This window comes from Aliivibrio sp. 1S175 (assembly GCF_001690985.1).
GTDB lineage: Bacteria > Pseudomonadota > Gammaproteobacteria > Enterobacterales > Vibrionaceae > Aliivibrio.
Map to the genome: position 1 here is coordinate 63,159 of NZ_MAJS01000046.1, position 13,602 is coordinate 76,760.

The following is a 13,602-nucleotide window of genomic DNA, read 5'->3' on the forward strand; positions in this document are numbered from 1 at the left end:
GTGTAATTATAAAAAATATCTATTTATAGGCGTATTTTAATGAAAAAAAGCACTCTTTCTGTTTTAGTTTCAATAGGGTTTATGGCAACTCCTGCATATTCACATGATGAGCCAAATACGGCCTCTATCGCGGTATCGCTTGCTGGAACCTATAAAGAAGGCGTGGATATTGATGCGTATTGGGCAAGTGAGAAACTTGATGGGATCAGAGCGTATTGGACTGGGTCCGAATTGCTTACTCGAAAAGGACATACGATTGTCGCCCCGGATTGGTTTATTGAACCTTTGCCTGAATACCCGATAGATGGTGAACTTTGGGCTGGAAGAGGGGGATTTCAACAGGTCGCAAGGACAGTACTGGATAGCCAACCCGATGATGAGCAATGGGCTAAGATTCGTTTTATGATGTTTGATTTACCGCAGTCGGCAGGTATGTTTCCTAAGCGTTATTACGAACTAGAAACGCTTGTTAATAAATTAGACCATCCTCATTTGAAACTAGTTGAACATTATCCGATAAGCACAGAAGAGGCACTCTTGAGAGCGTTAGAAGATATTTCTAGCCAGAATGGAGAAGGGGTAATGCTAAGAAAATTGGCTGAAGTGTACCGCCCTGGACGCAGTGATGATCTGATTAAAGTAAAAAAGCATCAAGATGATGAAGCGGTTATTGTGGGTTATACCGACGGGAAAGGAAAATTTAGAGGGATGGTTGGTGCCTTGATATTGCGTATGCCGAATGGGCAAGAATTTAAAATTGGTAGTGGATTAAGCCTTGCTGTGAGAGAAGATCCACCGGCGTTAGGGGCTCAAGTGACCTATCGTTATAACGGATTCACTGATAGTGGAATTCCTAGATTCGCTCGATACATCGCAGTACGAGAAGGGTATTAATAGAGCACCTCGGGGGAAAGGGTGCTCTATTTTTACGGTAGGTATAATGTATTTATAAAAGAGCTTATAAAGCTTTAACGCTGTCTCGAACCATTAAGTTTGGTTCTAGTTGAAATACTCGGTTGGTTTCTGATTTTGTTGCAATTTTTTCTAACAGTGAATCAACGGCTTGTTGACCTAAACGATGTTTTGGTTGATGAATAGTGGTCAATGATGGCGTGATGTATTTTGCCATTTTAATGTCATCGTAACCAACAATCGAAATATCATTGGGAACAGAAATTCCTTTCTTACTCGCACAATTGATCACGCCCATTGCCATCATGTCATTTGATACAAACAGAGCGGTAGGTAATTTACCTCTGCCATGCAGTTCATTAAATGCAGTTTCTCCACCTTCACATTCAAAGTCACCAGAGGCGATCCACTGTTTATTAATCTCTAATCCAGACTCTTCCATCGCTTGCACAAAACCACTTAAACGTTGCTGCGCTTGCAGTTTGTTCAGAGGGCCAGTTAAACAACCGATTTCAGTGTGACCTTGTTCAATAAGATGTTTAGTTGCTAAATAACCACCGTGATGAGAGTTGTCTTGAATTTTGTCACTAGGAAAATCAATTAAGCCCCAATCCATAACGACGGTTGGAACTGGTTGGTAACGAGAGAAAAGCTCAAGCACTTGGTCTTCAATCTCGGTACACATAAGTAACAAACCATCAACGCGCTTTTGTAATAGGGTGTCTAAGCTAGAATGAACACGTTGTGCATCGCCTTCGGTATTACACAAAATAAGGTTATAACCCATTTCATAGCAACGACGTTCTACACCATTAACAACCTCCCCAAAAAAGGGGTTGGTAGAGGTAGTAACGAGCATACCAAAGGTTTTCGTGTTATTTACTTTTAAACTGCGCGCCAATGCCGATGGGGTATAGTTGAGTAATTTTACGGCCGCCAACACTCGAACTGAAATATCTTCACTAACAAACCGTGTTTTATTTAATACATGGCTAACTGTTGAGGTGGAAACACCAACGTGTTTAGCGATGTCTTTAATGGTGGCCATATATATCCTTAATGTCTATCAATCCTACGCATTAGCGGTTTATTATGACCAGCTAAATGAATGCTTAGTATAATGAATCGCTTAAGTAATGATATCTATATTATTCTTGTTTAAGTAAAAAAGCATTTACCTCATCAAGAGAAGGAATTGAGGTTTGAGCGCCCATTCGAGTCACTGAAATTGCAGCCGCTGCGTGAGCAAATTTAATCGCATCATCCAATTTACGACCAGATTGAAGACCAGTTAAAAAGGCACCATTAAAGGTATCGCCAGCCCCCGTTGTATCTGTCGCTTGAACTCTAAAACCTTCTACTTGACGACCTTCACCATTTTGGCTAATCCAAACACCTTTACTACCAAGGGTGATCATCACCGTTTCAATGCCTTTTGCATGTAGCGCATTTGCCGCTTGTTGAGCACTCAACGTATCTGTTACTTCAATGCCTGTTAATAGTTCCGCTTCGGTTTCATTAGGAGTGATTACATCCACTAATTTCAATAAATCATCACTTAATTGGTGGGCAGGGGCAGGGTTTAGTACCACTTTAGTCCCAGCCGCTTTTGCAATTTTCGCTGCTTTTTCGATAGTTTCGATCGGTGTTTCAAGCTGCATTAACAAGGTATCAGCCGCTTCAATTAATCCGTGGTGTGGTGCAATGCGATCTGCGGTTAAACGAGCATTTGCTTCAGCAGAAATACAGATGCTGTTTTCACCGGTTGCTGCAACTTGGATCATCGCAATGCCGGTGGGTGTGTTTTCTTCAATCATCACTCCTTCAGTATTAATACCATCGAACTTAAATGCTTCTATCATTTTGTGACCAAAACTGTCGTCACCTACGCTTGCAATGAAAGCGATATCCGCACCTAAACGCGCAGCAGCAACCGCTTGATTTGCGCCTTTACCGCCAGGAATAACAGAATAGCTGTGACCGTGTAACGTTTCGCCTGGACGAGGGAAAGAAGCAACTTGAAGAACGTGGTCTGCGTTTACACTACCTAAAACAACTAATTTATTCATAATATGCCTTTATTTCTTATTATATATATGACGATTATCTGGATTGTAAAGCGGATGAGAAAAAGGGTTCTCTTTTAAATTACGCTTTAAATATGATCTTAAAATGATGAAGTTTACGCGTTAAAAAACAACGCCAGACTGAAAAATCACATTAGCGTAAGGCGTACATTCTCCAGTTCGAACAATCGCTTTACTTTGATGGGTTTTAACTTTGAATGCTTCATGAGAAATATATGAAATAGCAATAGATTTACCACGCAAGGCTTCTTCTTTTTCTATTAATGCTAATAACTCAGAGTGGCATTCTGGGTTGATTGTTTTAAATTCTTCTGCAAGTACGACACCTTCAATTTGCATTTCAGAAAGTGTTGCTTTTACGGTATCAATAAAAGTAGGAATGCCTTGAATTAAAGCGAGGTCGATACGTTTGGATGGAGTAGGGATTGGTAAACCAGCATCACAAATCGTAATTTCGTCTGTATGGCCAAGTGTTGCTATTACATATGACAAATCAGCATTTAAGAGAGTGTTCTTTTTCATAAATATCCTTAGATTAATGAAATGATAACTACTATATGAAGTCTATAGCAGCCATCGAAACGTTTCGATGGGTGTATTTTAGGGTAAAATAAATAGCATTTCATCTAATACTTTTACTAAGTGTGATCAAAACGTAGTTGTTAATTTATATTGATGGCAAGTGTAAAGCGTGTTGGTTCTGCTTACTTTGGAGGTTCGTGAGTAAACCTCCAAATATGAAGATAAACCTATATATACTGCTCACAAATACCGGTACGAACCGTAAAACTACGTTCTTCATTAGGTTTGAGATAAATGAGTGTTTCTTTTTCTTTTGCGGTAAGGAACCCTTCTGGGCGACAAGTCGCGGGTAATGCATAAGCTGCGACTTGCTGGTCTCCGTTATATAAGAGCCATCTTGTGGCACTATTAAACTCTAGAGTACTAAACTCAGTAAGTAGATACTTATCGCCGATGTGCATTTTGAACGACGCATTTTTGATATACTGAGAAATATTATCCATACAATATACAATTTCAGGGTCATACATATTAGGCGTATCAAGCGTATTGATTGGCGCTGATATTTTTAAATTTTCATTATAAGCAGACCATTGCTCTGTCGGGCGGACATGAGCAGGAATACTTTCTCGTAAAGTAATGGCTTCATCTGGTAGGTTTTGCGTCATTACCGCATTATCAAAATACGCGGCATTAATATGACACATATATTGTAAAGGCATATCGACACTAGCAAGGTTTTTTATTCTCATATTAATATCAAACAAACTTGCGTCTTTTTCTAAGCATACAGATGGAATCGCAAGGTAGTGATCACCAAACCCCATCACGTATTCATAAGACCCTTTAATTGTAATTTGTTCCGCCGAAACTTCTAACCAAGCTTGATCCATTGGCGCGCATGGCATTTCACCGTGTAATGTATGGCTATCTTGTGGAGTAGGGCACCCCATGCTGATCATTCCAGCGTGGAATGCAAAGCAACCATAAGTTTCGATAATAGATTTTGCCTGTTTTGGCTCACTAAACATATTTTTCATACAAAGGTCAGTATTTAAAAATTCAGCATCCCAGATCATTTGTCCCATGAATGGCAATACGATTAAATGACCCTTCGAATTTTTAATTTCTAACGCTTCAATGCCGGAATTATAACGAAAAGTATTTACTTCAAAATCATCCGATTTAATAACCGTGTTCTTTTCTTTTTTAAATAGGTCTTTAGATAGAGGAATAGTAAACATAATGACTCTCTAAATGAAATAGTCACCCAATGCAGGGTGACTATTAAATAATAATTAAGCGTTAGTTGCTGCGTTGTAAGTAAATGCTTGTTTGTATTTTTTCTCGCTCATGAAGTAGAAGAAGACAACAGAGAAACAAACCGCATTAACAATAAACGATGGTTGCATACCAATTGAATCTGCTAGTAAACCTTGCAGTACAGGGATTGCTGCGCCACCAATGATTGACATTACAACGAAGCCACCAGCGGTTTCTGTGTATCGAGTGTCTACTGATTGTAGCGTTGATGCGAAGATAGTTGCCCAGCAAGGTGCAAATAACGCAGAAGTACCAACTGCAAACCATACAGCACTAAAGTCATGAACAAACGTTACGTAGATTAAACAGGCGAAACCAACAGCAGAGTAACCCATTAATACATTTTCTTGTGAGGTTTTAGTAAATAAGTAGTTGGCAACAAGCTTACCTAGGAAATACATAATGAAGGCATACAATAAGTAGTTAGCGGCATCTCGTTCTACCATATTATGGTCTAATTCAAGGGCTAAACGAATAGTGAATGACCAAACTGCCACTTGCATACCAACATAAGCAAATTGTGTTGCGATACCTTTAAAGAAGCGTTTGTTACCCATAAGGTAAGTCAACGTTTCACCAAATGAAGGTTGTACCGCTTTTTTGTTCATTTCTGATTTGCAATTAGGGTATTCAGTAATAGCAATAAGTGTCGCCACCGTTGCGATAACGCCTACAAGCCATTTGTATGGTTCTAATGTTTGTTGCAGTACTTGTATTTTGAACGCTTCAAGGTCTGCACCTGTTAGTGTGTTCATCATATGCTCAACGTCTACGCCTTCTTGGAAAATTAGATATTTACCAAGAAGAAGGCCAACAATATAGCCCATAGCATTAATAGTATGAGAAATATTTAGACGTAATGTTGCACGTTCCGGTTCCCCAATCATCGCTGAATAGGTATTACATGATGTTTCTAGAAATGAAAGACCAATCGCAATACAGAAAATAGCGGCTAAGAACATGGTATAAGTGCCTGCCAGAGACGCAGGGAAGAACATTAAGCAACCTAAAATATACAATGCTAAACCAAGCAAAATCGCGTACTTATAAGAAGCTTTTTTTACAACCATAGAGGCAGGAATAGCAACCAAAAAATACGCGCCGTAAAAAGCGGATTGAACTAATGCTGATGCAAAATTAGATAAATCAAAAATAGCTCTAAACTGTGTAATTAATACGTCGTTAAGTGCGGCAGCAGCAGACCAAAGGGCAAAAACGGAAGACAATAATAAAAATTGAAATATAGGAGTTTTGTTTAAGAATCCGTCAGGGTGTTGAATTGTATGGTTTTTAATAAACATAATGTGCCTTCCATTTACGGTATTGGCCAGAAAACTCTGGATAATGGGTTCGGTTATTTAAATAATTTTCGAGGGGTTAACGCCTCGAAAATTATTTATATTTGATTTATTTTATTTTTATACTGCTTCATCGAAACGTTTCGCTGCGATAATAGAACTAATTTTAAAATTGACTAGAGGGAAAGCAACAAGCTGTGAATACGATCAATTCTTTAAGAAAAAAGGTGGAGTAAAAAGAGAATAAGATCACATTTCTATTGGGGTAGTCTAATGGTGTTGTTTTTATAATTAGGGGATTCTGCTGGAAAACTGAGACTAAATTGTTCTATTTTTAATCTCATGTATAGTCATAACTAAAGGGGTACTATTTACCTCATTGAACTATCAAGGAGGATAGAGTTATTAGTCATGCAATCGAGTTTATTGAAACCCCCGTTGTTTGAATCTCAGCGAAAATCACTAATCACGGATGAAGAAATTAGTTTCTATATTGAAAAATGAGGTACAACCATGAGTCGTATTGCAGATGACATCATTAAATCACTAGAGCAAGCGGTTGAAATAAAAAAAGGAAATTTAGAAGGTAACATTACTCGTTATGAAATTGCTGACGTAAAGGCCATCCGAGAACAGTTACATGTAACGCAAAAAGAGTTGGCAATGGCAATGGATGTCAGCGTTGATACAGTGAAAAGTTGTGAGCAAAGAAGGCGTAACCCGACAGGTTTAGCCAGTAAGGTACTTAACTTGTTAAGCAAAGAACCAGAGTTGTATTCTAAATTTAAAGAGAATGCATAGTGAACAATTACTTTGAAAGCCCATTTGTTGGTAAATCATTAAAAGAACAAGTAACTAACCCGAATATTATCGTTGGTGAGCACAGCTACTATTCTGGTTATTATCATAATCACAGCTTTGATGATTGTGCTCGCTATTTACTGCCAGATAGAACAGACATTGATAAGCTTATTATTGGTAGCTATTGTTCCATTGGTTCGGGAGCTGTCTTTATGATGGCAGGAAACCAAGGGCATCAAAATAAGTGGGTGAGTAGCTTTCCTTTTTTCTATCAAGATAATGATAACTTTACTGATGCTAAAGATGGCTTTGAGCGTGCTGGTAATACCGTTATTGGTAATGATGTTTGGATTGGCACAGAAGCAATGATCATGAGTGGTGTCTCTGTGGGTGATGGGGCAATCATTGCAAGTCGTGCTGTAGTTACAAAAGATGTCGCTCCTTACTCTATTGTTGGTTCAAACCCTGCAAAACATATTCGTTATCGTTTTACTGAGAGTGAAATATCACAACTGCTAGAAATGAAGTGGTGGCAGTGGAGCGATGAGCAAATCAAAGGAGCGATGAATTTAATGTGTTCATCAGATATCTCTGGTTTGTACTTATATTGGAAAAACAGTAAAAATTTATAGCGACTAATGAGCCTATTATAATAGTTAGAAATTATCTAAATTCATTATGGTGTAAATAATAAATAAACTTGAATGCCAAGTTGTAACTATGACTTGGCATTTTTTGTACCGAAATCATTCCAACTGTAATTATTAGTGTTCAAACTAATATTTTCGTTTAACGGCTATCTTTGATACAATCTCGCGCCTGTTTTTGATGGAAGATTAAATGAAATTATTATATTGGTTAGATGAGTGGTTAACCAACTCACGTTCAGAGCAACAAGCACAACTGCCAATGTCTGGTGGAGACTTACTAGACAATGTGTATGTTAAATATAACTTTGTTGATGTGAACAAGCCGCTATTATTCACTTTTTCTCCTGCTGGTACTAACGTACAAGAGCAAGATATCCATGAGGATTTTTCTCCTTGGGGTTACCATTTAGCGCAAAAACAACAAGTAAATGTTATCTCTTTCCAACACTTAGGGAAAAGCAATTGGTTCCGTAGCCGTAATTTAATTTTCTTTTTAGAACAATTAGCTACGCTGCTAGAACCTTTCACTTATCGTTTAGGCTATGGCCTGAGTCGTGGTGGTTTCGCTGTGGGTGCATTTGCAAATTTATTGCAGCTTGACCAAGTATTGCTGTTTCACCCGGTGAGTACTAAAAACCAACAAATAGCGCCTTGGGATGACAGGTCTAGTACCGAACTAGCACAGCAATTTGATTGGGAAGGGGATTATCACGATCTCGATTTAGGTAAAGCTAAGGGGTACATTATTTATGACCCAACCAATCGTATCGATCGTTTGCATGCGAAACGTTATCCAGAACTGACCCATTTACGAGTCTTTGGGATGGGGCATGGAACTCATGCAACGTACTTGAATAAATTTGGCTTTTATAAGCAAGTTGCGGTGGATTTCATTCGTAATCAACAGATTGACATTGCACAGTTCCGTCAACAAACGAGAACATTACGTTTTAAAGAAGATTATTATAAACGTCTCAGTAAAGTTAATTCGACTTCAGAACATCGTTTAGGGCTATTAAGTAAAGCTCACAATATTCTGATTGATGAAAAAGAAGAACATGTGCAAGAACACCAAGCGCAAATTGATGTGCAGCCGCTTATTGATATCGCACTTAGACACCAAGATGAACACCCAAAAGATGCGATCAAATTGTTAGAAATGGCTCAACAATTAGTTCCTAATGATCCTTTAGTTGAGCATAAACTTAAACAGCTACTTTAAGCTTATTTTATTGTCTAAATATCGAAGCGCCCCGTTTTAAATGGGGCGTTGTTGTATCTGAGGTATTATTTTTTATTAAGCGAGAACCTAGAATGATTGATTTAATTCACTCTAGAAAGAAAAAATAAGTTAAAATAGCCGGCTATTATCTTAGCTTTGAGCCCTTTATATTAATGAGCACTATCACAACTCCAGCCAATTTTACGGAACTTGGCCTTATTTCACCTTTGTTAGCACGATTAACTGAGCTGGAATACCAACAGCCAACGCCTATTCAAGCGCAAGCTATCCCAAGTGTCTTAGCTGGACGTGACTTAATTGCAGGGGCAAATACAGGCTCTGGTAAAACAGCGACCTTTGCTTTACCTATGTTGCAACAAGTATCTGAACAACAGCAATCTACTAAATCACAAAATACGAAAGGTAACTATGTTACTGGTTTAGTGTTAGTTCCTACTCGTGAACTAGCGAAACAAGTAGCTGATAGCATTAAATCTTATGCAGTGCATTTTAACGGTGCGATTAAAACCGTTGCAGTATTTGGTGGCGTATCTGCTAATACTCAAATGCTTGCCCTACGTGGTGGTGCCGATATTTTGGTGGCAACGCCAGGTCGACTACTTGATTTGATTTCAAGCAACGCGATTAAGCTTGATAAAGTAAAAACCTTAGTGCTTGATGAAGCCGATAGAATGCTAAGCCTTGGTTTTACCGACGAATTATCTCAGCTGCTAGCATTAGTGCCAAAGCAAAAACAAACATTATTATTCTCAGCAACATTCCCTGAAGAAGTAGAAGCGTTAACTCAAGCGCTACTGAATAATCCAGTAGAACTTCAATTACAAAGTGCAGATGCAAGTACATTAGTACAGCGTGTATTTACCGTTAATAAAGGCGAAAAAACAGCCGTATTAGCGCATTTGATCCATCAGCAGCAGTGGCGCCAAGCGCTTATTTTCGTTAATGCGAAAAACAGCTGTAATCACTTAGCGGATAAGTTATCTAAACGTGGAATTACCGCTGAAGTATTTCATGGTGATAAAGGCCAGGGCGCTCGTAGTCGTGTGCTTGAAGGATTTAAAGCAGGTGAGATTGATGTACTAATCGCGACAGATATTGCGGCTCGTGGTTTAGATATTGAAAAACTGCCTGTAGTAATTAACTTTGACTTACCAAGAAGTCCTGCTGATTACATGCACCGTATTGGTCGAAGTGGCCGTGCTGGTGAAGTGGGTCTAGCGCTATCATTAATTGATTTTGAAGATTACCATCACTTTAAAATCATTGAAAAGAAAAACAAAATTCGACTTGATCGTGAACAGGTTGAAGGTTTTGAAGTAGATGAAGACATCACAGCCGCTTTATTAGAAGCGATTAAACCTGTAGCAAAACCAGAAGGTACAGGTAAGAAGAATAAAAGAAAATACCCAGATAACTGGTAAATTATACCGTTATTAAATTAGCATAATTACAAACACTCGGTAGGTATACTTACCGGGTGTTTTTCGTTTAAACGTTGGATATCATAATCTAACTTGAGGAAATAAAATGAGAAAACATTACACAACTGAAGGCGATGTAAACTCTAAAAAGCAGAAAGAAGCTTATCCTGTTCTGGCTTTATGTGATAAATGTGTAAGTAATTACATTGTCATTAGTGAAGGTAATAGAACGTATGACAGATGTGCAAAATGTGGTGCTGACGATTAAGCGTTTTGTATTCTTCATTATTAGAGTTTACTCTATACCCAATAACTGCATTTTAAGTAAGGAAAGAAAATGAGCGCAATTGGTAATTTAATTTGGTTTCTTTTTGGCGGCGTCTTCATGGGGCTGGCGTGGTGTTTTTTTGGAATATTAGCTTTTGTTAGTATTATTGGTATCCCTTGGGGGAGAGCGTGTTTTGTTATTGCAGGATTTTCCTTCTTCCCATTTGGTAAAGAAGCCATTGCTCGTGATGAATTGACGCTGAATGAAGACATTGGTACGGGTAGTCTTGGTTTTATCGGTAATGTGTTGTGGTTTATTTTTGCCGGTTTTTGGCTGGCGATTGGGCACGTCATGTCTGCTATCGCGTGTTTTGTAACGATTATTGGTATCCCGTTTGCCATTCAGCACTTAAAACTGGCAGTGATTTCAATTGCGCCTATTGGACAAACAATCGTTGATAAAGAAGTAGCAGCGGCAGTTCGTCGTGCTAATGGTGAAGCCGAAGCGAATAAGTGGCGATAACTCACACATTAAATAGTGTCGATAATATAACGCCAGTTATCGATGCTATTTATTTTGATATGAATCATTAAATATGACTTTAGTCTTCTTTATTTAAATTGAATAAAAACAGATTAATCTTGTTGAACTTGCGAAAGATAATACAAAAAATAAAATTAATTTATATAATGTAGCCATTAATAATAAAAATATGTGATGATATTGATTCAATAACACATTTTTTATTATTCGTGTAATGAGGTGCATTATGACAGAGATGGCGATATCAGGTTATCTTGGGTGGTTCTTTTTATTATTAATTAGCTATCCATTTATTTTGGTTGTTATTAATATTGCATGTTATGAGCCAGATCGAAAAAAAACGACTTTTTGGTTTAATATCATCTGTTTTTTATTGGCTGTCTTTCTTTTAATTATGCATATGAATATAGAAATAATTTATGGAAAAGAATTATTAGATGCTTGGTATAGTGCGAATCCGGATGAATAATGCAATATTAAAATCATTAGCAACAAGGTCACAGCAGTAACCTATTATCGTTCAGTTCTTATTAAATTGAGCTATTCTTCATTTTCTACTTGCCAGCGGCGAAATTTTCACTAAAATCGCGCAACATTTATTTGGTTAGTGATTAATTAATGAAAACGCTAATAGCTAGTGTAGTACTAGCATCAACAATGTTATTAACAGGCTGTGTAACTTTTCCAACTCAAGAATCAAAAAAAGTAGACGTGATTTGGGATGAAGTTGATGCAGTCAAAGAGTGTAAACGCATGGGTATCGTATTTGGTTCAGAAGGCCATTTTTATGATTACTGGCTTCATGCAGATAAAGATATGGTTTGGGGAACGTTAAATCAAATGCGTATTAAAACTGCGTCATTAGGTGCTGATACACTATATTTGTTTCAACCACTTAATTTTTCAAGCTCAGTAACTATGTTTGGTAATGCTTACTTGTGTGGTAAAAAAGAAGAAGAAAAACCGTCAGTAGAATAATAAATATAATTAATCATATTTAAACGTTTTATTTAGAACAAAAGTTAAAATAAGCGTAACCGGAGATTTAGATACTTAATTCCCTCCGGTTACGTTAAATACTGGAAAAGATAGCAGCAAAAAGAATAATGTTTTTTTCATTATCATCTTACCGATTTAATTTATTATTCTTGGGATCTAAGTAGTGATAATTGAAGGTGAAAACCCTGTTATGAATGTGCAAAATATGGCGCTAATGATTAATATCTGTATTGATTAGTAATAGTAGTATTATGACGTCACTTTAATATAAATAATCGTATTTTAGGAAAGAATTCAAGTTACAATAAGTGAAACTCGCGAGCAGCCTGATATTGTGCTGCTAGATTTAATGCTTCCTGTAACCGATGGACTTACAATTTGTAGACAGACGCGTACACACTATAAAGGTAAAATCTTAATGCTCACCGCTAGCGATGACGATTTTGATCATGTCGCAGGCTTAGAGACAGGGGCTGATGATTATGTCACCAAGCCAATTAAACCAAGAGTTTTGCTGGCAAGGGTTCGCTCGCTATTACGTCGTCAAGACGTTACAACCCTTTCAATCGATGATTCAGACACCCTTCAGTTTGGTCAGCTCGTTTTGAAAAACACGTATAAGAAGTGTGAACTTTCAGGTGTGGTTTTATCGCTTACAGACAGTGAGTTTGACTTACTTTGGTTATTGGCAAGCAACCCAGATACTTCTTTGTCACGTGATTATTTGACGCAAACACTCCGAGGTATTGAATACGACGGGGTAGACCGAACGATTGATAATAAGATTGTACGTCTAAGAAAAATACTTGGCGATGACAAAGCGCCAGCAGAGAAAATTCAGACCATTCGTGGTAAAGGGTATTTATTTGTAACAACCGCTTGGCATTAACCTCGCTCAATACGAGCGTAATGAAAGAGAATAATTATGCGACGTATCTATTTAGAGTCCTTATTTGGGTTGTTAGCTTGTTTTATAACGGGCCTTTTTGCCTACGAAATTTGTGTCTATCAGCTCAATACTGACTACGAATATGTACTGCAAGATTACGAAGCAACCGCCCACCAGCAACTTATAGAAAATATCGCAAAAAATCAGGGGCTTGAAGCGGCCCACCAAGCGATCAATCAGTTTGTTGAAACCACTCGAAATACACTTGTTACTTTTAGCTCAAATGATGATATACCTATTCTTGTTTCTAGATTCTTCAACACTCATCCAAATAACGTTATCTTTCACGATGAAGAACGAGAACTATGGTTTCGCTTAGCGGACAGCGACAACGTCTACTACTCACAGCACACGCTGAAAGCTTCAATATTGTCGGTTTCCAAGTTCCTGGTAACACACAAGATCGTGCAATGGAGTTAGTGCCTGAAGGCGCAACGCTTGAAACTATTCGTGCCACAAATTCTGATACGAGTTCTGTTCTAGGTATTGTTAACCGTATTATCGGTATTGATTATGTTCAAGTAGGCGGTAAAAAACAGTAATTCGCTTAAGTCATAAATTGCTAAGTGATAGATTATGTTTAAGT

At 37.8% G+C, this 13,602-nt stretch carries 15 protein-coding genes and 2 pseudogenes; 12 read left to right on the top strand and 5 right to left on the bottom strand.

The window, feature by feature from the left end; translation table 11 throughout:
• Positions 1–39: 39 nt before the first annotated feature.
• Positions 40–894: a DNA ligase gene (locus tag A6E06_RS13190; protein ID WP_065591272.1), complete on the top strand. Its 855-nt coding sequence runs from the start codon at positions 40–42 to the stop codon at positions 892–894.
• 64 nt (positions 895–958) lie between these two features.
• Here A6E06_RS13190 and A6E06_RS13195 read toward each other — a convergent pair whose 3' ends face one another.
• The 5 genes from A6E06_RS13195 to fucP form a co-directional block, all read right to left on the bottom strand.
• The gene (locus tag A6E06_RS13195) at positions 959–1,960 is read right to left on the bottom strand and encodes a substrate-binding domain-containing protein (RefSeq protein WP_065591271.1); all 1,002 of its coding nucleotides are present in this window, start codon (positions 1,958–1,960) and stop codon (positions 959–961) included.
• Positions 1,961–2,060: 100 nt separating this feature from the next.
• On the bottom strand, positions 2,061–2,981 hold the full coding sequence (gene rbsK, locus A6E06_RS13200; protein WP_065591270.1) for a ribokinase: 921 nt from the start codon (positions 2,979–2,981) through the stop codon (positions 2,061–2,063).
• A gap of 120 nt (positions 2,982–3,101) precedes the next feature.
• The gene (rbsD, locus tag A6E06_RS13205) at positions 3,102–3,521 is read right to left on the bottom strand and encodes a D-ribose pyranase (protein ID WP_065591269.1); all 420 of its coding nucleotides are present in this window, start codon (positions 3,519–3,521) and stop codon (positions 3,102–3,104) included.
• A 227-nt stretch (positions 3,522–3,748) separates the two neighbouring features.
• Positions 3,749–4,765, bottom strand: a complete 1,017-nt coding sequence (locus A6E06_RS13210) for an aldose 1-epimerase family protein (protein ID WP_065591268.1) — start codon at positions 4,763–4,765, stop codon at positions 3,749–3,751.
• 54 nt (positions 4,766–4,819) lie between these two features.
• Entirely contained in the window at positions 4,820–6,145 is a 1,326-nt protein-coding gene (gene fucP, locus A6E06_RS13215; RefSeq protein WP_065591267.1) for an L-fucose:H+ symporter permease, read from the bottom strand.
• 510 nt (positions 6,146–6,655) lie between these two features.
• On the opposite strand from fucP, the gene nadS reads away from it, so the two are divergent.
• From nadS to A6E06_RS13260, 11 genes and pseudogenes are all read left to right on the top strand, one after another.
• Positions 6,656–6,943, top strand: coding sequence for a NadS family protein (nadS, locus tag A6E06_RS13220; RefSeq protein WP_065591266.1), 288 nt, complete (start codon positions 6,656–6,658; stop codon positions 6,941–6,943).
• Positions 6,943–7,575 (top strand): type B chloramphenicol O-acetyltransferase, encoded by a 633-nt coding sequence (gene catB / locus A6E06_RS13225; protein WP_065591265.1) that lies wholly within the window; start codon positions 6,943–6,945, stop codon positions 7,573–7,575. Before nadS ends, catB begins: the two co-directional genes overlap by 1 nt.
• Before the next feature lie 208 nt (positions 7,576–7,783).
• Complete coding sequence (locus A6E06_RS13230; RefSeq protein WP_065591264.1) at positions 7,784–8,815, top strand: cytosolic protein; 1,032 nt, start codon at positions 7,784–7,786, stop codon at positions 8,813–8,815.
• A 173-nt stretch (positions 8,816–8,988) separates the two neighbouring features.
• On the top strand, positions 8,989–10,257 hold the full coding sequence (locus tag A6E06_RS13235) for a DEAD/DEAH box helicase (protein WP_065591263.1): 1,269 nt from the start codon (positions 8,989–8,991) through the stop codon (positions 10,255–10,257).
• Between the two features lie 106 nt (positions 10,258–10,363).
• Complete coding sequence (locus A6E06_RS19860; protein ID WP_141676972.1) at positions 10,364–10,525, top strand: hypothetical protein; 162 nt, start codon at positions 10,364–10,366, stop codon at positions 10,523–10,525.
• Between the two features lie 69 nt (positions 10,526–10,594).
• Positions 10,595–11,047, top strand: a complete 453-nt coding sequence (locus A6E06_RS13240; RefSeq protein ID WP_065591262.1) for a YccF domain-containing protein — start codon at positions 10,595–10,597, stop codon at positions 11,045–11,047.
• Positions 11,048–11,294: 247 nt separating this feature from the next.
• Positions 11,295–11,537 carry a hypothetical protein gene (locus A6E06_RS13245; protein ID WP_065591261.1) on the top strand — a complete coding sequence of 81 codons (243 nt, stop codon included), beginning with the start codon at positions 11,295–11,297 and terminating at the stop codon, positions 11,535–11,537.
• 149 nt (positions 11,538–11,686) lie between these two features.
• Positions 11,687–12,046: a DUF4156 domain-containing protein gene (locus A6E06_RS13250; protein WP_065591260.1), complete on the top strand. Its 360-nt coding sequence runs from the start codon at positions 11,687–11,689 to the stop codon at positions 12,044–12,046.
• Between the two features lie 340 nt (positions 12,047–12,386).
• Positions 12,387–12,956, top strand: a pseudogene (locus tag A6E06_RS13255) (winged helix-turn-helix domain-containing protein); the annotation flags it as partial.
• Between the two features lie 36 nt (positions 12,957–12,992).
• Positions 12,993–13,355, top strand: a pseudogene (locus A6E06_RS20135) (two-component sensor histidine kinase); the annotation flags it as partial.
• Positions 13,322–13,558, top strand: a complete 237-nt coding sequence (locus A6E06_RS13260; RefSeq protein ID WP_065591259.1) for a hypothetical protein — start codon at positions 13,322–13,324, stop codon at positions 13,556–13,558. The pseudogene A6E06_RS20135 and the gene A6E06_RS13260, both read left to right, overlap by 34 nt.
• Positions 13,559–13,602 lie beyond the last annotated feature (44 nt).

Bases quoted from the DNA above. Each gene is read 5' to 3' on its own strand.
- A6E06_RS13190 (WP_065591272.1), top strand. From the start codon at position 40: ATGAAAAAAAGCACTCTTTCTGTTTTAGTTTCAATAGGGTTTATGGCA.
- A6E06_RS13195 (WP_065591271.1), bottom strand. From the start codon at position 1,960: ATGGCCACCATTAAAGACATCGCTAAACACGTTGGTGTTTCCACCTCA.
- rbsK (WP_065591270.1), bottom strand. From the start codon at position 2,981: ATGAATAAATTAGTTGTTTTAGGTAGTGTAAACGCAGACCACGTTCTT.
- rbsD (WP_065591269.1), bottom strand. From the start codon at position 3,521: ATGAAAAAGAACACTCTCTTAAATGCTGATTTGTCATATGTAATAGCA.
- A6E06_RS13210 (WP_065591268.1), bottom strand. From the start codon at position 4,765: ATGTTTACTATTCCTCTATCTAAAGACCTATTTAAAAAAGAAAAGAAC.
- fucP (WP_065591267.1), bottom strand. From the start codon at position 6,145: ATGTTTATTAAAAACCATACAATTCAACACCCTGACGGATTCTTAAAC.
- nadS (WP_065591266.1), top strand. From the start codon at position 6,656: ATGAGTCGTATTGCAGATGACATCATTAAATCACTAGAGCAAGCGGTT.
- A6E06_RS13230 (WP_065591264.1), top strand. From the start codon at position 7,784: ATGAAATTATTATATTGGTTAGATGAGTGGTTAACCAACTCACGTTCA.
- A6E06_RS13235 (WP_065591263.1), top strand. From the start codon at position 8,989: ATGAGCACTATCACAACTCCAGCCAATTTTACGGAACTTGGCCTTATT.
- A6E06_RS19860 (WP_141676972.1), top strand. From the start codon at position 10,364: ATGAGAAAACATTACACAACTGAAGGCGATGTAAACTCTAAAAAGCAG.
- A6E06_RS13240 (WP_065591262.1), top strand. From the start codon at position 10,595: ATGAGCGCAATTGGTAATTTAATTTGGTTTCTTTTTGGCGGCGTCTTC.
- A6E06_RS13245 (WP_065591261.1), top strand. From the start codon at position 11,295: ATGACAGAGATGGCGATATCAGGTTATCTTGGGTGGTTCTTTTTATTA.
- A6E06_RS13250 (WP_065591260.1), top strand. From the start codon at position 11,687: ATGAAAACGCTAATAGCTAGTGTAGTACTAGCATCAACAATGTTATTA.
- A6E06_RS13260 (WP_065591259.1), top strand. From the start codon at position 13,322: ATGGTTTCGCTTAGCGGACAGCGACAACGTCTACTACTCACAGCACAC.